The organism is Stappia albiluteola, assembly GCF_014050225.1.
GTDB classification, from domain to species: domain Bacteria; phylum Pseudomonadota; class Alphaproteobacteria; order Rhizobiales; family Stappiaceae; genus Hongsoonwoonella; species Hongsoonwoonella albiluteola.
Map to the genome: position 1 here is coordinate 108554 of NZ_JACFXV010000048.1, position 20356 is coordinate 128909.

The following is a 20356-nucleotide window of genomic DNA, read 5'->3' on the forward strand; positions in this document are numbered from 1 at the left end:
CCCTGCATGGAAACCTGGCTTCCTGGCCTCGTCATCCTCATCGTCGTCATGATGGCCGGTGTGCCGATCGCCATGGCGATGGCGGCCGTCGGCGCACTCGGCCTCGCCGCAATCCTGGGCTTCACCCCGGCCATGGCGATCGTCGGGCAGACGACCTTCGACACAGGCCTTTCCTATTCCCTCTCGGTGGTCCCGCTTTTCGTGCTGATGGGCAATCTCGTGACGCGCGGCGGGCTGTCGGACGAGCTCTACGCCGCCTGCAACGCCTGGCTCGGTCACAAGCCCGGAGGACTCGCGCTGGCAACAGCCGTGGCCTGCGGCGGCTTTTCCGCCGTCTGCGGGTCGTCGCTGGCAACGGCGGCAACCATGGGCAAGGTCGCGCTGCCGCAAATGCGTCGCTTCAACTATGACGACAGCCTCGCCACCGGCGTAATCGCGGCAGGCGGCACGCTCGGCATCCTCATTCCGCCGAGCGTCATTCTCGTCCTTTACGGCGTCACCACGCAGCAGGACATCGCACGGCTCTTCATCGCCGGCATCATCCCCGGCCTTCTCGGCATCCTTGGCTACATGGCCGCAGTGCGTGCCGTCTGCCATTTCTCGCCAGAGGCCGGTCCACGCGGACCGCGCCTTCCTTATCGCGAACGTTTTGCCGCGTTGAAGGGCGTCGTCGGCATCCTCGGCCTCTTCCTGCTTGTCATCGGCGGCATCTATCTGGGCGTCTTCACCGCAACGGAAGCCGCAGGCATCGGCGCAGCCGGCGCCTTCTTCATCGCCCTGTTCCGCCGGCGGCTAACGACCCGCATCCTGCTCGACGTCCTCGCCGAAACCGCCGCCACGACAACCATGATGTTCATGGTCCTGATCGGCGCGCTCATTTTCTCCAATTTCGTCAATATTGCCGGCCTTCCGGCGGCGCTGAGCGACCTGGCCCGCTCGTCCGGCCTGCCGGCACCCGCCATCCTCGCCGTGGTGCTGGCGATCTATCTCGTGCTCGGCATGGTGCTGGAAAGCCTGTCGATGGTGCTATTGACCGTGCCGATTTTCGCGCCCGTCATGGCTTCGCTCGGCTACGATCTCGTCTGGTTCGGCATACTCGTCGTCGTGGTCACAGAGATCAGCCTGATCACACCGCCAGTCGGGCTCAATGTCTTCGTCTTGAAGACCGTGCTCCCCGACATCCCGATCGGCACGATCTTCCGCGGCATCTTCCCCTTCCTCGCGGCAGATATCGTCCGCTTGATCCTGATCGCCGCCTTTCCGGCGATCGTCCTCTTCCTGCCGAGCCTGATGGGCTAGGCTTGGCTCTTGGCCCAGGCGAGCGCCGCGTCCTCAACGCGGATGCGCTTCGCCAGAAGCAAGAGATTGAGAGCGGAAAAAACGAGCGCATAGGCCGGCAGCCCGAGCGCAAGCGGCACGACCGCAATTTCCGCCGCGACGATGGCGTAATTCGGATGGCGCATCAGCCTAAAGGGACCGCGCGCGACCAGTTCTTCGCCCGGGATTACAATGATGCGCGTCGTCCAGCGCCGACCGAGTGCGAGCAGGACCCAAAGGCGGCCGATCTGCAGAATGGCGAAGAGCACGAGAAAGAACCCCTCGACCCGCGCCGCATGACCCAGCACCCAGAGGCCAAGCAGCCACGAGCCGTGCAGGGCGACGATCCCAGGATAGTGGCTCCGGCCGAATTCCACGCCGCCCTTCTCCATCAGCCGTCTGGTGTTGCTTTGCGCCCAGACGAGCTCCGCCAGCCGTTGCAACGTGAGGAAGCCCAGAAGGTAGACGGCTTCAGGCATCTCCCGCCTCGATGGCGAGGAAACTTGCCGTGAAGCCCGGCCCCAGCGCAGCCAGGACCGCAGGCCCGCTCAATCCGCGCGCGATCGCCCGCTCCAGAACGAACAGAACCGTGGGCGCGGACATGTTGCCATGACTGCGCAAAACCTCGCGTTCATGCCCCAGGCTTCCGCCTTCCAGCCCGAGCGCGATCTCCAGCGAGGTCAGCACCCTGGCGCCACCGGGGTGGCAGACATAATGCGCTCCGGAATTCTCCAACCCTGCCGTCTTCAGAAAAGCCCTGGCCGGCTCAGCGAACCTTTGTTCGACAAAGCCTGGCAAGGCCCGAGACAGCACAACGCCAAAGCCGATGGGATCAACCGACCAGCCCATGATGTCGAGTGTCGAAGGCCACAAATGCTCGCCACTGATGCCGAGCCGGATCGAGCCTTCATAACCGCCACCCGCCCGCAGGACTGTTGCGGCCGCACCGTCGCCGAAGAGCGCCGTGGCGACGATATCCGCCTTGGCGCAACGGTCGCGCCTGAATGCGAGGGTACAGAGTTCGACGACGACGCAAAGCACCGTCTTTCCGGGCATCGCAACCGCCAGCCGCGACGCGAGCGCCAGGCCGGATACGCCACCTGCGCAACCCAGGCCGAAGACGGGTACGCGCACCACGTCGCTGCGCAAGCCCAACTGCCGCGCCATGCGCGCTTCAAGGCTCGGTGTCGCGATGCCCGTCGACGAGACGGTGACGACGGCATCGACGTTATCCGCCGAGACACCCGCGCGATGAAGTGCCGCACGTGCAGCTTCAAGGAACAGCTCGCCGGCACTTTCCAGGTAGACGGCAGAGCGCTCGCGCCAGTCGCGCGGAGCCTCATACCAATCCGCGGGGCGCACCGCGTGGCGCTGCTCGATCCCCGAATTGGCGAAGACATCGGCGAGCTGCGGATAGCGTGCGAAGGCATCCGCGAAGATTGCCTGCGCCCGGCGGGCCACGTCCGCCTGATCAAGCAGATAGGGCGGCTGAGCAGTTGCAAGGCCCAGAACCGAAACCGGATAAGCCATGGCCTTAGTATGGGCACGTCACGGCAATGCCACAAAACAAGCCACCGTTACCTGACGGCATCCAAGTCAGTTGCCGAGTATTCCCGGCAGCCTGAGTCCATGCTCGCGCGCGCAGTCGAGGGCCACTTCGTAGCCCGCATCCGCGTGGCGCATGACACCGGTCGCCGGGTCATTCCAGAGCACGCGGCCGATGCGGCGCGCGGCGTCCTCGCTGCCATCGCAGCAGATCACCATGCCCGAGTGCTGGGAAAAGCCCATGCCGACGCCGCCGCCGTGATGCAGGCTCACCCAGGTCGCCCCGGACGCGCAGTTCAAAAGCGCATTCAGCAACGGCCAGTCGGAAACGGCGTCCGAACCGTCCTTCATCGCTTCCGTCTCGCGGTTCGGCGAGGCGACGGAGCCGGAATCGAGATGATCGCGGCCGATCACCACCGGCGCCTTCAACTCGCCTTTGGCGACCATCTCGTTGAAGGCAAGCCCCAGTCGATGACGATCGCCAAGCCCCACCCAGCAAATGCGTGCCGGCAGGCCCTGGAAGGCGATGCGCTCGCGCGCCATGTCGAGCCAGGTGTGCAGGTGCTCGTTATCCGGCAGGAGCTCCTTCACCTTCTCGTCGGTGCGGTAGATATCCTCCGGATCGCCGGAAAGGGCTGCCCAGCGGAACGGGCCGATGCCCCGGCAGAACAGCGGGCGGATATAGGTCGGCACGAAACCTGGAAAGGCAAACGCGCGCTCCAGTCCCTCGTCTTTGGCGACCTGGCGGATGTTGTTGCCGTAGTCGAGGGTAGGCACGCCGGCATCCCAGAAGGCGACCATGGCCTCCACGTGCTCGCGCATCGAAGCGCGGGCCGCCCTTTCGACGGCGCGGGGGTCACTCTCCCGCTTTTCCAGCCATTCGGCCATGCTCCAGCCCCTGGGCAGATAGCCGTTCAGCGGGTCATGCGCCGAGGTCTGGTCGGTGACGATGTCGGGATGCACGCCGCGACGGACGAGTTCCGGGAAGATCTCGGCCGCATTGCCGAGCAGGCCGACAGACTTCGCTTCCCCCAAGCTTGTCCAGCGGTCGATCATTTCCAGCGCCTCGTCGAGGTTGTCGGCCTTTTCGTCGAGATAGCGGGTGCGCAGCCGGAAATCGATGGAGTCGGGATTGCACTCCACGGCCAGGCAGCAGGCGCCTGCCATCACGGCGGCCAGCGGCTGCGCGCCGCCCATGCCGCCGAGCCCGGCGGTCAGGATCCACCTGCCCTTGAGGTCGCCGTCATAGTGCTGGCGGCCGGCCTCCACGAAGGTCTCGTAAGTGCCCTGAACGATGCCTTGCGAGCCGATATAGATCCAGGACCCGGCCGTCATCTGGCCGTACATCATCAGCCCGACCTTATCGAGCGTGTTGAAATGATCCCAGTTCGCCCAGTGCGGCACGAGATTGGAATTGGCGATCAGCACCCGTGGCGCGTCCTTGTGGGTACGGAACACGCCGACCGGCTTGCCGGATTGCACCAACAGCGTTTCGTCCTCTTCAAGGGACTTCAGCGTCGCGACGATACGGTCGAAATCGTCCCAGGTGCGCGCCGCGCGCCCGATACCGCCATAGACCACCAGTTCGTGCGGCTTTTCGGCGACTTCCGGGTCGAGATTGTTCATCAGCATCCTGAGCGGCGCTTCTGTCATCCAGGACTTCGCCGAAATCTCCGGGCCACGATCGGCGCGCACGGTGCGGATGTTGTGACGGGGACTGGTCATGGCACGGGCCTCCTCAACTGCCGACCGCGCGATCCAGCACCCCATCGAGAGCAAGCTGTTCCAGGCGGTGGAGAATGTCGGAAAGATGCGGCCTGAGGTTCGCCGCCTTCAGTTCGGAATAGTGGAAGGGCGTGTCCTCGCTCTCCAGATAGGCGGACTGGGCGATCTCCAGCTGGATCGTGTGGACGCCGGTCTCCGGGCGGCCGTAATGCCGGGTTGTCCAGCCGCCCTTGAAGCGGCCGTTGAGCGTTGTCGTGTAGCCGTCGGCGTTCCGGCAGATCTCCGCCACAGCCTTCTCCATCTCCGGATGGCAGGTCGTGCCGTCGTTGGTACCGATGTTGAAGTCGGCGAGCTTGCCCTCGAAAAGAAAGGGAATCTCGGAGCGGATCGAATGGCAGTCGAACAGGATCGCGACACCGTAGATTGCCTTGATCCTGGCGATCTGGCTGGCGAGCGCCTCGTGATAGGGCTTGTGGTAGAGGAAGATCCGCTCGCGCGTCTCCACCGGCCCCGGCTTCTCGCCGCCGTTCCAGATCGGCTGGCCGTCGAAGTCGGTTTCCGGCACCAGACCCGTCGTATTCTGTCCCGGGTAGAGGCTTGCGCCCTCGGGATCGCGATTGGCGTCGATGCAGTACCGGTGGAAGGTAGCGCGCACCCGCGTCGCGTCGGTCAGCAGGCCGGCATAGAGTTGTTCCACATGCCAGTCCGTATCGCTCATCATGTGGCCGCGCAGGTTGAGCCGCTTCATGATGGTCGGCGGGATATGGAGCCCCGTATGGGGCATACCCAGGATGACGGGCGACGCGCCTTCGGTTACCTCGACCGCTTTCATGAACGCCCCTCCGTTCGCTCGAGCTTCGGCAAAATTCCGTCCGATATTTCCGCGCAAAGAATGCCTTCCGCGACAAGACGGGCAGCCGCCTCCAGATCGCCGGCGAGATAGCGATCCGCTTCCAGCCGCGGCACGGCCCGACGGATCGCGGCAAGCGCCTTGCGCAACTCCGTGCCGGTCCGCAGCGGGCCACGGAATTCCACCCCCTGCGCCGCCGTCACCGCCTCGATCCCGATGATACGCTCCAGGTTGGCCGTCATGTCGAGCAGTCGACGCGCGCCATGGCAGGCCATCGAGACATGGTCTTCCTGATTGGCGGAGGTCGGGGTGGAATCGATCGAGGCGGGTGCGGCGCGCTGCTTGTTTTCCGACATCAGCGCGGCGGAAGTCACCTCGGCTATCATCAATCCGGAATTGAGGCCCGGCTTCGGCGTCAGGAAGGCCGGCAAGCCATAGCTCAGCGCCGGGTCGACCAGCAGCGCGATACGGCGCTGGGAAATCGCCCCGATCTCGGCGATTGCAAGCGCGATCTGGTCGGCGGCGAAGGCCACGGGCTCGGCGTGGAAATTGCCGCCGGAGACCACCGAACCGTCGGAAAGAACCAGCGGGTTGTCGGTGACCGCGTTCGCCTCGCGTTGCAAGGTTTCGGCAGCCTGCCGCAGCAGGTCGAGGCAGGCGCCATCCACCTGCGGCTGGCAGCGGATGCAATAGGGATCCTGCACCCGCTCGTCGCCCTGTCGATGGCTTTCGCGGATTTCCGAGCCTTCCATCAGGGCCCGCAGCGCGCGCGCCGCCTCGATCTGGCCAGGCTGACCGCGGAGCGCATGAATTTCCGGACGGAAGGGCGCTGCGGATCCCATAGCAGCGTCCGTCGAAAGCGCTCCCGTGATCAGCGCGGAACTCGCAGCGCGAAAAGCCTTGAAGAGGCCGCCCAGCGCCAGGGCGGTGGAAACCTGCGTACCGTTGATGAGGGCAAGCCCCTCCTTCGCGCCAAGCTCCACCGGCCTCAGCCCGGCGCGCGCAAGCGCCGCCGCACCGGCCATGCGCTCGCCCCGGTAGATCGCCTCGCCTTCGCCGATCATCACCGCGGTCATATGGGCAAGCGGAGCGAGATCTCCGGAAGCGCCGACCGAGCCCTGCGCCGGGATGACCGGTGTCACGCCCTTTTCCAGCATGGCCTCGATCAGCGCGACGATCTCCCAGCGCACACCGGAAGCGCCCCTCCCCAGAGACAGGATCTTGATCGCCATGACGAGACGGACGATGTCTTCGTCGAGCGGCTCGCCGACGCCACAGCAATGGGACAGGATCAGATTGCGCTGCAGGGTCGCGACGTCCTGCGGCGGAATACGCACACTCGCCAGCTTGCCGAAACCGGTATTGACGCCGTAGACCGCTTCGCCTCCTGCCGCGACCCCGGCAATGATGCCGGCCGCACGGTCGACCGCTTCCCTCACGCCATCGTCGAGCCGGGCCGGCACGCCTTCCCGGTAGATGCGTTCGAGTTGGCCGAGACTCGTATGCCCCGGAACGAGGGTTTCCATCACGCGTTGCCTCCGAAGATGCGCTGATGAAGCGGGTTGAAGCCGATGCGATAGGCGAGTTCCGCCGGTTCCTCGACATCCCAGATGGCGAGGTCCGCCCGCTTGCCCGCTTCGATCGTGCCCGCTTCCCGCTCCAGCCCAAGGGCCTTCGCGGCTTCGCGCGTCACGCCCGCCAGGGCTTCTTCCGGCGTCAGTCGAAATAGGGTAGCCGCCATGTTGAGCACGAGCAGGATAGACGTCATCGGCGAGGAGCCGGGATTGCAGTCGGTGGCAAGCGCGATGGGAACTCCCGCCTTCCGCAGCAGATCGACCGGCGGAAGCTGCGCCTCGCGCAGCGTATAAAAGGCGCCAGGCAGCAGCACGGCGACGGTGCCGGTTCGTGCCATGGCATCCACGCCGGTTTCGTCTAGATATTCCAGATGATCGGCGGAGAGCGCATTGTAGGAAGCCGCCAGCGCTGCCCCGCCCAGGTTGGAGAGCTGCTCGGCGTGAAGCTTGACCGGCAGTCCGAGCAACGCCGCCTTGTCGAAGACCCGCGCGATCTGGTCCGGCGAAAAGGCGATCCCTTCGCAGAAACCGTCAACCGCATCCGCAAGGCCTCTGGATTCCGCGTCGTCGAGGCCGGCCAGCACCACATCGTCCAGATAGGCATGCGGCCGGCTCGCATATTCGGGCGGGACGGCATGGGCGGCGAGATAGGTCGTCCTGACACGGACCGCACGCTCCTCGCCAAGCCGACGGGCCGCTTCCAGCATTTTCGTCTCGTCGGCGATCGTCAGCCCATATCCCGATTTGATCTCCACGGTGGTGACGCCTTCCGCGATCAGCGCATCGAGGCGCGGCAGCGCCAAGGCGACGAGCTCATCTTCACTCGCTTCGCGGGTTGCCGTCACGGTGGAAAGGATGCCGCCGCCGGCGCGTGCAATATCCTCATAGCTGGCACCTTGAAGACGCATCTCGAATTCGCGCGCCCGGTTGCCGCCATGCACCAGATGGGTATGGCAATCGATCAGCCCCGGCGTCACCAGCCGGCCCTCCACCGACTGGCGGGGCCAGCCCGCGAAATAGCGTGGCAGGTGATTGAACGGCCCGACCCAGGCGATGCGATCGCCCTCGATCGCGATCGCCGCGCCCTCCACCAGGCCATAGGGCGCAGCGCCCGTCATGGTGGCTGCACGCGCATCGACGATGAGGCGAGCGGACATGACTACGTTCCCTTACCGATCCGGCCGCGTCTTTCGGCTGGCAGTCAATCTAAAATATGTCTATACATATTTGTCAATGACGAAACGTAAGGTGACCTTGCGACAGCTTGGCGCCGGACCGAGGAAGGGCTGCCGATGACCACGCGTCTCCATGCCGACCATGTGCTGCTGCCCACCGGATGGGCGCGAAACATGCTGGTCGAGATCGGTGCGGACGGCCGTATCGCATCCGTATCGAGTGTATCGGAAAAGTTCGATGCGTCAGGTATTTACAAAGTCGGCGTGCTGCTGCCGGCACCCGGCAATGTCCATAGCCATGCATTCCAGCGTGCGATGGCAGGATTGGCGGAACGCAGGAGCCGGGCGGCACGGGACAGCTTCTGGACCTGGCGCGAGGTGATGTACCGCTTCCTCGACCGGCTCTCGCCCGATCAGGTGCAGGCGATCGCCGCGCAAGTGCAGGTGGAAATGCTGGAAGCGGGTTACGCCGCGGTCGGCGAATTCCACTATCTCCACAATGCTCCTAGCGGCACGCCCTACGGCAACCCCGCAGAACTGTCGCTGCGCATCATGGCGGCAGCCGCCGAAACGGGGATCGGCCTTACCCATCTTCCCGTTCTCTACACGCAGGGCGGTGTTGACGGCCGCCCCCTTGCCGGCGGCCAGAAGCGGTTCGAGATGGGACTGGACGACTTCGACGCGCTTCTCGGCCTGTGCCGGGAGGCGATCGGCGGGTTGCCCGGCGACGCAAGACTCGGTGCCGCACCGCATTCCCTGCGCGCCGTCACAAGGGACGAGCTTGCGGCCGTCTGCGGTCTCCTGCCCGATGGTCCGGTGCATATCCATGCGGCCGAGCAGGTCGCCGAGATCGAGGCCGTTACCACCGCCTATGGCCTGAGGCCGGTCGAATTCCTGCTTGCCAACTATCCCGTCGACGGACGTTGGTGCCTCATCCACGCGACCCACATGACGGAGGGCGAGACGGAAGGTCTCGCCCGGCGCAAGGCGGTGGCCGGGCTGTGCCCAATCACGGAAGGCAATCTCGGCGACGGCATTTTCAACGGCAGGCGATTTCTGCAGGCCGGTGGCAGTTTCGCCATCGGTTCCGATTCCAACGTACTGATCGCGCTCCCGGAAGAATTGAGACAACTGGAATATTCGCAGCGCCTCAACGAGAGGTCACGCGCCGTGCTGGCAAGCCCCGGCCGTTCCTGCGGCCGTACCTTGTACGAGGGTGCCGCAAAAGGTTCGGCGCAGGCGCTCTTCCGTCATGCGGGCGAAATCGCGCCGGGCCGGCTTGCCGATCTCGTGGCACTTGATGGCGAAAGTCTTGCCCTCGACGGACTCGTCGGCGACGCGTTACTCGACGCCTTCGTCTTTGCTAGCCCGGCACACCTCGTCAGCGACGTATGGTCCGCCGGCCGGCACATGGTCCGCGGAGGCCGGCATGTGAAGCGGGAGGCGATCGAGGCACGCTATCGCAAGGCCGTAGCCGAACTGCGCGAAGCGCTTTGACCCCTCACCCTGACCCTCTCCCGGCGGGAGAGGGAATTACAGCGCAGCCGCCCCCGCCCCGCGCTCCCTCACCTCTCCCTGAGGGAGAGGTCGGTGCGTAGCACCGGGTGAGGGGATCTACTTGTACACAATTTTTAATTGAATAATGCTTTTCTACATGAAAAGTCGGATCCAGCTCGCGCGTGCCTTGAGACGCAATCAAACGGACCCCGAACGCCGGCTCTGGGCGAGGCTGCGAAACCGGCAGCTGAACGGCTGGAAGTTCCGCCGTCAGGTGCCCATCGATCGATTTGTCGCTGACTTCCTTTGCAACGACGCCAAGTTGATTGTCGAACTGGATGGCGGGCAGCATTCAATGCAGGCGGCACAAGACGGACAGCGCACGGTCTTATTGGAAACGCTTGGTTTCAAGGTGGTTCGCTACTGGAATCACGCCGTCATGACGGATCTGGAAAACGTTCTGGAAGACATACTCGCGCATTTGGAACTGCGGTGATGTCCCCTCACCCTGACCCTCTCCCGACGGGAGAGGGAATTGCGGCACGACAGCTCCCGCCCCGCACTCGTTCACCTCTCCATTGGGGAGAGGCTGGCGCGCGGCACCGGCGGTGCATGCCACTACCGAAAGCCTTTCGTTTCAAAGTGCTTCACTATTGAAAGCACCCCAGCATGGCGGAATTGGAAATAAGGCATAATCCCCTCACCCTGACCCTCTCCCGGCCGGAGAGGGAATTGCAGCGCAGCCGCTCCCGCCCCGCGCTCCCTCACCTCTCTCTGAGGGAGAGGTCGGTGCGTAGCACCGGGTGAGGGGATGCATCGCCGGGCCGCTTGATTTACTACTGGCGCCAGAAGCGCAACCACATCAGGAATCGCCCCCATGTCCGGCCCCCTGTCGCATATCCGCGTCCTCGATCTTTCCCGGGTGCTCGCCGGTCCCTGGGCGACCCAGAACCTGGCCGACATGGGCGCCGAAGTCATCAAGATCGAGCGCCCGGGCGCGGGCGACGATACGCGCAGCTGGGGCCCCTACTACCTCCACGATCCGAAAGGAAACCGCACCGGCGAAAGCGCTTATTTCCTTGCCGCCAATCGCGGCAAGAAATCGGTGGCCGTCGATATCTCTACCGAGGAAGGTCGCAGGGTCGTGGTCGAGCTTGCGCGCAGGTCGGACGTGCTGGTGGAGAACTACAAGGTTGGCGGGCTGAAGAAATACGGCCTCGACTACGACAGCCTCAAGGCCGTCAGCCCCGGCCTCATCTACTGTTCGATCACCGGCTTCGGCCAGGACGGGCCCTACGCGCCGCGCGCCGGCTACGACTTCATGATCCAGGCGATGGGCGGGCTGATGTCGGTGACCGGCGAGGCCGACGACAGGCCCGGCGGCGGGCCGCAAAAGGCAGGCGTGGCGCTCGCCGACGTCATGACCGGTCTCTACGCAACGATCGCCGTCACCTCCGCGCTTGTTCATCGCGAACGCACCGGCGAGGGGCAATATATCGACATGGCTTTGCTCGACGTGCAGGTGGCCACGCTCGCCAATCAGGCGACGAGCTATCTCGTCTCGCGTGAAGTGCCGAAGCGCTACGGCAACGCGCATATGAGCATCGTGCCCTATCAGTCCTTCGCGACGAAGGACGGGCACATGATCCTTGCTGTCGGCAACGACACGCAGTTCGCCCGCTTCTGCGAGGTGGCAGGCCACCCCGAGCTTGCCCACGATCCGCGCTACGCCAGTAACCTCAGGCGCCTCGACCACCGCGCCGAGCTGGTGCCGCTGCTGGAGGAAATCACCCGCACCCGCACCACGGCCGAATGGATCACGGCGCTGGAGAAGGTCGGCGTGCCCTGCGGACCGATCAACACGATCGAGGAGGTATTCGAGAACCCGCAGGTCAAGGCGCGCGGCCTGGAACTGTCCCTGCCGCATGTGGATGGCGGCACCGCGCCGGGCGTGCGCAGCCCCTTGCGCTTCTCCGCGACGCCGGTCTCAAGCGAAACCGCCCCGCCGGCGCTCGGACAGCATACGCAGGAGGTGTTGGAGAACGTGCTGGGCCTGTCGGCCGACGACGTCGCGGCCCTCGAGGTGCAGGGCGCGGTGAGCCAGCGTCGAAAAAACTAGCTGCTGCGACGGGAGTTTCGGCCGGCGCGGCAAACTCCTCCGCGCCGGCAAATGAATTTGCGCTGCTCAGCCCCGGCCGATGAACGGCATCTTGGTCGCCATCACCGTCATGAACTGCACGTTGGCCTCGAGCGGCAAGCTCGCCATGTGCAATACGGCATTGGCGACGTTGGAGACGTCCATCACCGGCTCCGCGCGAACCGAGCCGTCCGCCTGCGGCACGCCCTTGGCCATCTTCTCCGTCATGTCGGAGGCCGTGTTGCCGATGTCGATCTGGCCGCAGGCGATGTCGAAGGGCCGCCCGTCCAGCGAAATCGTCCGCGTCAGGCCGGTGATCGCATGTTTCGAGGCGGTGTAGGCCACCGAACCGGGACGCGGCACATAGGCCGAGATCGAGCCGTTATTGATGATGCGGCCGCCCTGCGGCGACTGTTCGCGCATCATGCGGAAGGCGCCGCGCGCGATCAGGAAGGCACCATCCAGGTTGACGGAAAGCACCTGCCGCCAGTTCTCGAAGGTGACATCGCCGACCGGCGCCGCCTGTCCCGAAATGCCGGCATTGTTGAAGACGACGTCAAGACGGCCGAACCGCTCACCGATGCGCTTGAAAAGCTCGTCGACCTGATCCGGATCGGTCACGTCCGCTGGAACGCAGAGCGCGTCTTCCGCCAACGCGCCGGCATCCTGCACCGCCTCCTGCAGCAGTTCGGCCCGCCGACCCACCAGCACGGTCTTGTATCCCGCCTTGAGGAAGGAGATCGCCACCGCCTTGCCGATGCCCGAACTCGCTCCCGTTACCAGTGCAACGCTGCCCTTGCCTGCCATTTTCTTCGTCCCTCCCGCTTCCGCCCGGTTTCAGGCGGCCAACACGGCTTCCAGCGCGCCGCTCAGTTTTTCGGTGATCTCGCCGATCTGGGCATCCTCGATGATGAATGGCGGAGCGAGCAGCACGTGGTCTCCCCGCCTGCCGTCGATCGTGCCGCCCATCGGATAGCATATGAGGCCGCGCGCGAAAGCTTCCTTCTTCAGTTTCGCATTGATCTTCAAGGCCGGGTCGAAGGGCTCCTTCGTCTCCCGATCGGCGACGAGCTCTAGCCCCCGGAACAGTCCGCGCCCGCGTATGTCGCCGATATGCGGATGCTGGCCGAAGCGGTCGCGCAGGGCCGCGTCAAGCTTCTCGCCCATCGTCCTGCAGCGCTCTACCAGGCCGTCGTCGGTCAGGCGCGAAAGCACCGCACCGGCAGCCGCGGCCGCCGCCGGGTGCCCGATATAGGTATGACCGTGCTGGAAGAAGCCCGAGCCCTGCTCGATCGCCTCGTAGATCGCCTTCGAGCAGAGCATGGCGCCGATCGGCTGGTAACCGGCGCCCAGCCCCTTGGCGATGCACAGGATATCCGGCGCGATGCCGTCGGCCTCGCAGGCATAGAGATGGCCCGTCCGGCCCATGCCGCACATCACCTCGTCGAGGATCAGCAGCACACCGTATTTGTCGCAGATCTCGCGGATGCGGCGGAAATAGCCGGGCACCGACGGCACCGCGCCGAGCGTTGCGCCAACCACCGGTTCGGCGATGAAGGCCGCAACCTTTTCCGGTCCGACGCGCAGGATTTCAGCTTCCAGCGCATTGGCGACCCGCTGGCCGTAATCCTCGACGCTCTCGCCCTCCTGCCGGCCGCGATAGGCATAGCAGGGATCGATATGCGACATCTTGACGAGCATCGGCTCGAAGGGCTCACGCCGCCACATGTTGCCGCCGGCCGAAAGCGCGCCGATCGTATTGCCGTGATAGCTCTGGAGGCGGGCGATGAAATGAGCGCGCTGCGGCTCGCCACGTTCCAGGTGATATTGCCGCGCGAGCTTGAGAGCAGCTTCCGTTGCTTCCGAGCCGCCGGAGACCAGATAGACGCGGTCGAGACCTTCCGGCGCATGGGCGATCAGCTTGTCGGCGAGCCTTTCGGCCGCTTCGCTGGTGAAGAAACTCGTATGGGCGAAGGCGATCTTGTCGAGTTGCGCCTTGATCGCTTCCGTCACCGCCGCGTCCGAGTGGCCGAGGCACGAGACAGCCGCCCCACCGGATGCGTCGAGATAGCGCTTGCCCGCTTCATCGATGATGTAGGCACCGTCGCCTCTGGCGGCGACCGGCGGCTTGACGGCCGTGTGGCGCGGGAAAATGTGGGACATGGCATCGCTCCTGGGACGGGCGGTAAGGTCAGGGTGGCAGCAAAGCAACGGTCGCACACCAAGATCAACCCCCAATCGGACATGGCTGGCGGCCACTGCGTCAAATCTTCAGAACCCTTTGCCCCCGCCTCTCCCCTCCTGAAGCCGCATGTTTCCGGCTTTGGAGCTTCTGTCGCCCGTCCGGAGAACACGCCGGCCCGAAGAGGGTCAGACAATCACCTCTTGCGCTTCATCGCCTCTGCCAGGGCCGCGGCAAGCGCGCCGTTGCCGCCCGCATCGCCGCCCTTTTGCGGCGCGCGCGGAGCCCCGCCCTTGCCTGAGGGGCCGCCCCGCGATGGCCCTCCACCGCGCGGGCCATTGTCACGCTGAGTGCTGTCGCGTGCGGGAGACCGCGAGATCTCCGCATCCTTACGCATGGATAGGGCGATGCGCTTGCGCGGCAGGTCGACCTCCACCACCCGTACCCGCACGATATCGCCGGCCTTAACCACCGTATGCGGGTCGGAGACGAAACGGTCGGCCAATTGCGAGACATGGACGAGCCCGTCCTGATGGACGCCGATATCCACGAAGGCGCCGAAATTTGTGACGTTGGTGACCGTTCCCTCAAGCACCATGCCGGGCTTCAGGTCGGCCATCGTCTCGACGCCTTCCTGGAAGCTTGCGGTTCTGAATTCCGGACGTGGGTCGCGGCCCGGCTTTTCCAGTTCCGCCAGGATGTCCTTCACCGTCGGCAGGCCGAAGGTCTCGTCGGTGAATTCGGCCGGGTCGAGGTCCTTCAGGAGCTTCGAATTGCCCATCACCTCCTTCAGCGGCCGGCCGCAGGCCTTCACGATGCGTTCCGCCACCGGATAGGCCTCCGGGTGCACGGACGAGGCATCAAGCGGATTGACACCGTCGGCGATCCTGAGGAAGCCGGCGCATTGCTCGAAAGCCTTGGGGCCGAGACGCGGTACGGACAGCAAGTCCTTGCGCGTGCGGAAGGCGCCGGCCTCTTCACGTCGGGCGACGATCGCATTGGCGAGCGTCTCCGACAGGCCGGAAATGCGCGAAAGCAGCGGCGCCGAAGCGGTGTTGAGATCGACACCGACCGCGTTCACCGCGTCTTCCACCACCGCGTCGAGCGCACGCGCCAGCCGGATCTGGTTGACGTCGTGCTGGTACTGCCCGACGCCGATCGACTTCGGCTCGATCTTCACCAGTTCGGCCAGCGGATCCTGCAGGCGCCGCGCGATGGAAGCCGCGCCGCGCAGGGAAACGTCCACGTCCGGCATTTCCTTCGCCGCAAGCGCGGAGGCCGAATAGACGGAAGCGCCGGCCTCGTTGACGACCACCTTGGTCGGGCGCAGGTCTGCCGGAACTTCCTTCAGAAGTTCGGCGGCAAGCCGGTCGGTCTCGCGGCTTGCCGTTCCGTTGCCGATGGCGATCAGGTCGCATTCGTGCCGGGCGACCAGCGCCTTCAGCGCGGCCAGCGACCCCGCCACATCATTCTTCGGCTGGAAGGGATAGATGGTCGTCGTATCGACCAGCTTGCCGGTGCGGTCGACCACGGCGACCTTCACGCCGGTTCGCACTCCCGGATCGAGGCCGAGCACTGATTTTGCGCCGGCAGGCGCAGCGAGCAACAGATCCTTGAGATTGCGGGCGAAGACCTTGATCGCCTCTTCCTCCGCCTTCTCGCGCAGTTCGTTCATCAGTTCGAGTTCAAGATGCAGGGCAATCTTCACCCGCCAGGCGAACCGGGCGACATCGGTCAGCCACTTGTCGGCCGGGCGCCCCTTTTCGGCGATGCCAGTCGCCTCCATCACCATTCGCTCGACCGGCCTGATCGGCGAAAGGTCGTCAGCATCGACGACGAGTTCCAGCGCCAGCGCGCCTTCATTACGGCCGCGAAACAGCGCCAAAGCGCGGTGACTGGGGATTGCCGACCACTTCTCCTCATAGGCGAAATAGTCGGAAAACTTGGCGCCCGCCTGCTGCTGGCCGTCGACCAGCCGCGAGCGCACGACCGCCTTTTTCGTCAGATAGGCGCGCAGCCGGCCAACAAGGGAGGCGTCCTCGGAAAAGCGCTCCATCAGGATCTGCCGCGCACCATCCAGCGCCGCCTTCACGTCCGCTACCTCCTTCGCCGGATCGACGAAGCGTTCGGCCTCAGCTTCCGGCATTTTCGTCGGGTTGGACAGAAGCAGGTCGGCCAAGGGTTCGAGGCCGGCTTCCCTCGCGATCTGCGCCTTGGTGCGCCGCTTCTTGCGGAACGGCAGATAGAGATCCTCCAGCACCGCCTTGGTGTCGGCGGCCTCGATCCTCGCCTTCAGGTCCGCGTCGAGCTTGCCCTGCTCCTCGATGGATTTCAGGATCGCGGCGCGGCGGTCCTCCATCTCGCGCAGATAGATCAGCCGCTCTTCCAGCGTGCGCAACTGGGTGTCGTCCAACCCGCCCGTTGCCTCCTTGCGATAGCGGGCGATGAAAGGCACGGTCGACCCCTCGTCGAGCAGCGCCACGGCGGCCGAGACCTGCGCCGGCTGGCCGCCGATCTCGTCCGCGATCCGCCTGGCGATGCGGACCGCAATTTCGGGCGGAAATTCCTTGCCCTTGCGCGGGGTGACGGGCGTTGCGGCGAGGTCGAGATCGGACATGGTGAGGCTCGTGGAAGTGGCTCGGAATTTATCGGAAACTAGAGCATATCCCGTCAAATCCAAATCGGATTTGACGACAAGGATATGCTCAAAGCACTGATTCTGAAGCGATTTCTTATCGACCGGATGATCCCATCCGGTCGGAAGGCGCTCTAAGGCAGCAGACGGGGCGGAAAAAGGGCGAAGAGCGGCAAATTCACAAGCTGTCAGCGCACCACGATCAGGCTTTCGGCAGCACGGGTGACGGCGGTGTAGAGCCAGCGCTCGCGATGCTCGCGGAAGGCATAGCTTTCGTCGAACAGAACCACCTTGTCCCATTGCGAACCCTGCGCCTTGTGCACGGTCAACGCGTAGCCGTAGTCGAACTCGTCGGACCTGCGGCGGATGGCATAGGAAATCTCCTCCGCGCCGTCCTCGAACATCGCGGGCAGCACCTTCACCTGCACGGCGGCCTTTGAACCCGTATCCTCTTCCGGCATCACGTCGAAGCGCAGCGTGTTGCCCTTGGGCGGACGCAGGCGCTTGACCGTCCACAGGCCGCCATTGAGCAGGCCCTTCGTCTTGTCGTTTCTCAGGCACACCAGCTTGTCGCCTACGGCCGGCATCGGCGTGGTGAAGCCTTTCAACTCACGGATGCGGCCGTTGTAGAGCCGGCGCGTGCGGTTGGTGCCGACCAGTACCTGATCCGAGGAGAGGATCGTGTCGGCGTCGATATCGCGGCGGGAAATCACGCGGCTTTCGCCGAAGTCGCCATAGTCAAGCGAGCCGCCCTCGCGGATCGTCATCGACATGCGCACGATCGGATTGTCGCGCGCCTGTCGGTGCACTTCCGTCAGCATCACGTCGGGCTCGGCCTCGGTGAAGAAGCCGCCGCCCTTGACCGGGGGAAGCTGCGCCGGGTCGCCCAGCACCAGCACCGGCTTGCCGAAGGACAGGAGATCGCGGCCAAGATCCTCGTCGACCATCGAACATTCGTCGATCACGATCAGGTCCGACTTGGCGGCCACGCTTTCGCGGTTGAGCGAGAAGGTCGGGCCGCCCTCCTCGTCCTCGTCGTCGTCCTTGCGCCCGCGCGGGCGGTAGATCATCGCGTGGATTGTGGAAGCGTCGGTGCAGCCCTTCTGCCGCAGCACATGCGCCGCCTTGCCGGTGAAAGCGCCAAAGGCGACGCTGCCGTCAAGGCCCTCGGCGAGATGCCGCGCCAGCGTCGTCTTGCCGGTTCCCGCATAGCCGAACAGGCGGAAGACCTGGCTGTCGCCGCGCTTCAGCCAGCGCGCCGTTTCCGTCAATGCGGTGTCCTGCTGTGCGGACCAATCCATGCCTGTTCCCGCTCCGTTCGCATCCCGTCTAAAGGGAATAGCTGATTCCGGCAAGGCGTGGCAGGCAGGAAACGCAGAGTTTTATCGGTGGAGCATCCTATCCGTGATCCGGTCGCGGGAAGCGCTTCACCCCGGTGCCGGTCACCTGGAAGCCGGTCATGTAGGGATCGCGCTCGTCGAGCGAGATCTGGCTGGTGCCGGTCTTCACCGCCCAGCCGGCGATGGTCGGCACGATGGCGCGGGCGTTGCCGACCGAGGTCTCTTCCTTCACGCCGCCGATGAACAGCGAGCCGATGACGCTTTCATGCACGAAGCGGTCGCCCGCCTTCAGTTCGCCACGCGCATGGAGTTGCGCCATGCGGGCGCAGGTGCCCGTACCGCAGGGGCTGCGGTCGATGGCCTTGTCGCCGTAAAAAACGGCGTTGCGGGCGTCCGCCCCCTCCACGGTCGCGGGCCCGGTCCACTGGATATGGGTGATGCCGTGGATCTTCTCGTTTTCCGGATGCACGATCTCGTAAACCGCGTTCAGCGCCGAACGCAGCTTCGGGCTGACCGCGATCAGCCGGTCGATCTCGATGGATCCGACGCCCGGAAAATTCTCCTGCGGCTCGACGATTGCGTAGAAATTGCCGCCATAGGCGACGTCGACCGTCAGCCGGCCCAACCCCTCGCACTCGATCTCAAGGCCGTCGGCGGCAAGGAACGAGGCGACGTTGGTCAGCTTCACCGAAGTGACGAAGCCCGCTTCCTGCTCGTATTCGGCGACCACCAGCCCCGCCGGCGTCTCCAGCCGCAGCGTGCCGGGTGTTCGCGGCGTGACGAGCCCTTCTTCCAGCGCCATCGTCACGGTGCCGATCAACCCGTGCCCGCACATCGGCAGGCAGCCGGAAGTCTCGATGAAGAGCACGCCCATGTCGCAATCGGGCCGCGTCGGCGGATAGAGCATCGAGCCCGACATCATGTCGTGGCCACGCGGCTCGAACATCAGCCCCGTGCGGATCCAGTCGAAATGCTCCAGGAAATGCTGCCGCCGCTCGAACATGCTGGCGCCTTCCAGCAGCGGGCCACCGCCGGCGACGAGGCGGACCGGATTGCCACAGGTGTGGCCGTCGATGCAGAAGAACGTATGGCGCGCCATGAAACAGTCTCTCGCAGGGCCGTCAGAACCGGTCGACCCGATAGGGGGAAATGTCGATTGCGGGCTCGGCACCCGAAATTTCGTCGGCGATGATTTCGGCCGTCGCGGCGGCCTGCGTCAAGCCATGATGGCCGTGACCGAAGGCGTAGAGGATATCATTGCTTCCGCGTGCCTTCGAAATCACCGGCAGGCTGTCGGGTATCGACGGGCGGAAGCCCATCCAGCGGGTGCCGCCGTCGGTCTTCAGATCCGGCACCACCTTGCGGGCGCGGGCAACGAGCGCATCGACGCGCGCCCAGTTCGCCTCCGCCTCCAGCCCGCCGAACTCCACCGCGCCGCCGATCCTGAGGCCCGGCTCGATCGGCGACAGCACGAAACCGTAGCCGGGCAGCATGACGAAGCGGCGCAGGCTCACGCCGGGATCCGGCACGGTGATGTTGTAGCCGCGCTCCGTATCGAGCGGAATGGCGTCGCCAAGTCCCTTGGCGAGCGCCTTCGACCAGGCACCGCCGGCGATCACCAGCTTCCGCGCCGGAATCGTCGCGCCGTCGGCGAGATGGACCATCGCACCAGCTTCGGCCCGCTCGACGCGCTCCACCTGGCCGACGACGAACTTGCCGCCGAGGCCGCGGATATGGCTTTCGAGATCGCGGCACAAAAGCAGCGGATCGTCGACATGCAGCCAGCCGGGCAGGAAGGCGCCGCCGACGACGTTTTCCGACAGGGCAGGCTCCATGTCGCGGATCGCCTTGCCGTCGATTTCCTCGATTTCGATGCCGTAGTCGCGCTGCTTCCGCCAGCCCGCGCGGGCGCCGGCAAGCTCGCTTTCCTTGTCGAAGACGTCGAGACAGCCTTCACGGCGCAGGTGATTGCCCCAACCCATGCGGGTCCAGATCCGCTCCCAGGCCGGCAGCGCCAGGGAATTCAGCGCGACAATGGCTTCCGTCGAGCGGCGCATGGCCGCCGGCCGGGACGCGGCGGCGAAACGCAACATCCAGGGCAGGATCTTAAGCGCGTAGACAGGGCGGATCGACAGCGGCCCCAGCGGATCGAACAGCCAGCCCGGCACCTTCTTCCAGATGCCGGGCGAGGCGAGCGGGGAGACGTCCGTCCAGGCGATTGCCGCCGCATTGCCCCGCGAGGTGGCGTTGCCCGGCTCCGCCCGGTCGATCACCGTCACCTTGTAGCCGCGCTCCAGCAGCACGGCGGCACTCGCCAGCCCGACGATCCCGGCGCCGACGATATAGACCGAACTGTCACTCATTGCGCAGCGCTGCGCC

General features: G+C 65.2%; 16 protein-coding genes. 4 read left to right on the forward strand and 12 right to left on the reverse strand.

Annotated features, from left to right (window positions below):
* Positions 1 to 6: 6 nt before the first annotated feature.
* On the forward strand, positions 7 to 1299 hold the full coding sequence (locus tag H2509_RS08705; protein WP_182164374.1) for a TRAP transporter large permease: 1293 nt from the start codon (positions 7 to 9) through the stop codon (positions 1297 to 1299).
* On the opposite strand, the gene H2509_RS08710 is transcribed toward H2509_RS08705, so the two are convergent.
* The 6 genes from H2509_RS08710 to hutI all read right to left on the reverse strand — a co-directional run bounded on the left by H2509_RS08710 (position 1296) and on the right by hutI (position 8168).
* Positions 1296 to 1796, reverse strand: coding sequence for an isoprenylcysteine carboxyl methyltransferase family protein (locus H2509_RS08710; protein ID WP_182164376.1), 501 nt, complete (start codon positions 1794 to 1796; stop codon positions 1296 to 1298). The two genes, H2509_RS08705 and H2509_RS08710, sit on opposite strands and share 4 nt — an antisense overlap.
* Positions 1789 to 2847 carry a type III polyketide synthase gene (locus H2509_RS08715; RefSeq protein ID WP_182164378.1) on the reverse strand — a complete coding sequence of 353 codons (1059 nt, stop codon included), beginning with the start codon at positions 2845 to 2847 and terminating at the stop codon, positions 1789 to 1791. The genes H2509_RS08710 and H2509_RS08715 overlap by 8 nt, the downstream gene beginning before the upstream one ends.
* A 66-nt stretch (positions 2848 to 2913) precedes the next feature.
* Positions 2914 to 4587 carry a urocanate hydratase gene (hutU, locus tag H2509_RS08720; RefSeq protein WP_182164380.1) on the reverse strand — a complete coding sequence of 558 codons (1674 nt, stop codon included), beginning with the start codon at positions 4585 to 4587 and terminating at the stop codon, positions 2914 to 2916.
* A 13-nt stretch (positions 4588 to 4600) separates the two neighbouring features.
* On the reverse strand, positions 4601 to 5419 hold the full coding sequence (gene hutG, locus H2509_RS08725; RefSeq protein WP_182164382.1) for an N-formylglutamate deformylase: 819 nt from the start codon (positions 5417 to 5419) through the stop codon (positions 4601 to 4603).
* On the reverse strand, positions 5416 to 6963 hold the full coding sequence (hutH, locus tag H2509_RS08730) for a histidine ammonia-lyase (protein WP_182164384.1): 1548 nt from the start codon (positions 6961 to 6963) through the stop codon (positions 5416 to 5418). The genes hutG and hutH overlap by 4 nt, the downstream gene beginning before the upstream one ends.
* Complete coding sequence (gene hutI / locus H2509_RS08735) at positions 6963 to 8168, reverse strand: imidazolonepropionase (protein WP_182164386.1); 1206 nt, start codon at positions 8166 to 8168, stop codon at positions 6963 to 6965. Before hutI ends, hutH begins: the two co-directional genes overlap by 1 nt.
* A 135-nt stretch (positions 8169 to 8303) precedes the next feature.
* Between hutI and H2509_RS08740 the strand changes: the two genes are divergently transcribed.
* The 3 genes from H2509_RS08740 (at position 8304) to H2509_RS08750 (ending at position 11802) form a co-directional block, all read left to right on the forward strand.
* Complete coding sequence (locus H2509_RS08740; RefSeq protein ID WP_182164388.1) at positions 8304 to 9683, forward strand: formimidoylglutamate deiminase; 1380 nt, start codon at positions 8304 to 8306, stop codon at positions 9681 to 9683.
* A gap of 145 nt (positions 9684 to 9828) precedes the next feature.
* Positions 9829 to 10179 (forward strand): endonuclease domain-containing protein, encoded by a 351-nt coding sequence (locus tag H2509_RS08745; protein ID WP_235974821.1) that lies wholly within the window; start codon positions 9829 to 9831, stop codon positions 10177 to 10179.
* 381 nt (positions 10180 to 10560) lie between these two features.
* Positions 10561 to 11802, forward strand: a complete 1242-nt coding sequence (locus H2509_RS08750) for a CaiB/BaiF CoA transferase family protein (RefSeq protein WP_182164390.1) — start codon at positions 10561 to 10563, stop codon at positions 11800 to 11802.
* A gap of 66 nt (positions 11803 to 11868) precedes the next feature.
* On the opposite strand, the gene H2509_RS08755 is transcribed toward H2509_RS08750, so the two are convergent.
* The 6 genes from H2509_RS08755 to H2509_RS08780 form a co-directional block, all read right to left on the reverse strand.
* A complete protein-coding gene (locus tag H2509_RS08755) occupies positions 11869 to 12627 on the reverse strand; it encodes an SDR family oxidoreductase (RefSeq protein ID WP_182164392.1) in 759 nt (252 codons plus the stop codon).
* A gap of 30 nt (positions 12628 to 12657) precedes the next feature.
* Positions 12658 to 13983: an aspartate aminotransferase family protein gene (locus H2509_RS08760; RefSeq protein ID WP_182164394.1), complete on the reverse strand. Its 1326-nt coding sequence runs from the start codon at positions 13981 to 13983 to the stop codon at positions 12658 to 12660.
* A 215-nt stretch (positions 13984 to 14198) separates the two neighbouring features.
* Positions 14199 to 16619 carry a Tex family protein gene (locus tag H2509_RS08765; protein WP_182164396.1) on the reverse strand — a complete coding sequence of 807 codons (2421 nt, stop codon included), beginning with the start codon at positions 16617 to 16619 and terminating at the stop codon, positions 14199 to 14201.
* Between the two features lie 206 nt (positions 16620 to 16825).
* The gene (locus H2509_RS08770) at positions 16826 to 17938 is read right to left on the reverse strand and encodes an ATP-dependent DNA helicase (RefSeq protein WP_182164398.1); all 1113 of its coding nucleotides are present in this window, start codon (positions 17936 to 17938) and stop codon (positions 16826 to 16828) included.
* Between the two features lie 97 nt (positions 17939 to 18035).
* Complete coding sequence (locus H2509_RS08775) at positions 18036 to 19076, reverse strand: 4-hydroxyproline epimerase (RefSeq protein ID WP_182164400.1); 1041 nt, start codon at positions 19074 to 19076, stop codon at positions 18036 to 18038.
* A 22-nt stretch (positions 19077 to 19098) separates the two neighbouring features.
* Positions 19099 to 20340, reverse strand: coding sequence for an FAD-dependent oxidoreductase (locus tag H2509_RS08780; RefSeq protein ID WP_182164402.1), 1242 nt, complete (start codon positions 20338 to 20340; stop codon positions 19099 to 19101).
* Positions 20341 to 20356 lie beyond the last annotated feature (16 nt).

Coding starts and splice junctions, on each gene's coding strand:
- H2509_RS08705 (WP_182164374.1), top strand. CDS start 7: ATGGAAACCTGGCTTCCTGGCCTCGTCATCCTCATCGTCGTCATGATG.
- H2509_RS08710 (WP_182164376.1), bottom strand. CDS start 1,796: ATGCCTGAAGCCGTCTACCTTCTGGGCTTCCTCACGTTGCAACGGCTG.
- H2509_RS08715 (WP_182164378.1), bottom strand. CDS start 2,847: ATGGCTTATCCGGTTTCGGTTCTGGGCCTTGCAACTGCTCAGCCGCCC.
- hutU (WP_182164380.1), bottom strand. CDS start 4,587: ATGACCAGTCCCCGTCACAACATCCGCACCGTGCGCGCCGATCGTGGC.
- hutG (WP_182164382.1), bottom strand. CDS start 5,419: ATGAAAGCGGTCGAGGTAACCGAAGGCGCGTCGCCCGTCATCCTGGGT.
- hutH (WP_182164384.1), bottom strand. CDS start 6,963: ATGGAAACCCTCGTTCCGGGGCATACGAGTCTCGGCCAACTCGAACGC.
- hutI (WP_182164386.1), bottom strand. CDS start 8,168: ATGTCCGCTCGCCTCATCGTCGATGCGCGTGCAGCCACCATGACGGGC.
- H2509_RS08740 (WP_182164388.1), top strand. CDS start 8,304: ATGACCACGCGTCTCCATGCCGACCATGTGCTGCTGCCCACCGGATGG.
- H2509_RS08745 (WP_235974821.1), top strand. CDS start 9,829: ATGCTTTTCTACATGAAAAGTCGGATCCAGCTCGCGCGTGCCTTGAGA.
- H2509_RS08750 (WP_182164390.1), top strand. CDS start 10,561: ATGTCCGGCCCCCTGTCGCATATCCGCGTCCTCGATCTTTCCCGGGTG.
- H2509_RS08755 (WP_182164392.1), bottom strand. CDS start 12,627: ATGGCAGGCAAGGGCAGCGTTGCACTGGTAACGGGAGCGAGTTCGGGC.
- H2509_RS08760 (WP_182164394.1), bottom strand. CDS start 13,983: ATGTCCCACATTTTCCCGCGCCACACGGCCGTCAAGCCGCCGGTCGCC.
- H2509_RS08765 (WP_182164396.1), bottom strand. CDS start 16,619: ATGTCCGATCTCGACCTCGCCGCAACGCCCGTCACCCCGCGCAAGGGC.
- H2509_RS08770 (WP_182164398.1), bottom strand. CDS start 17,938: ATGGATTGGTCCGCACAGCAGGACACCGCATTGACGGAAACGGCGCGC.
- H2509_RS08775 (WP_182164400.1), bottom strand. CDS start 19,076: ATGGCGCGCCATACGTTCTTCTGCATCGACGGCCACACCTGTGGCAAT.
- H2509_RS08780 (WP_182164402.1), bottom strand. CDS start 20,340: ATGAGTGACAGTTCGGTCTATATCGTCGGCGCCGGGATCGTCGGGCTG.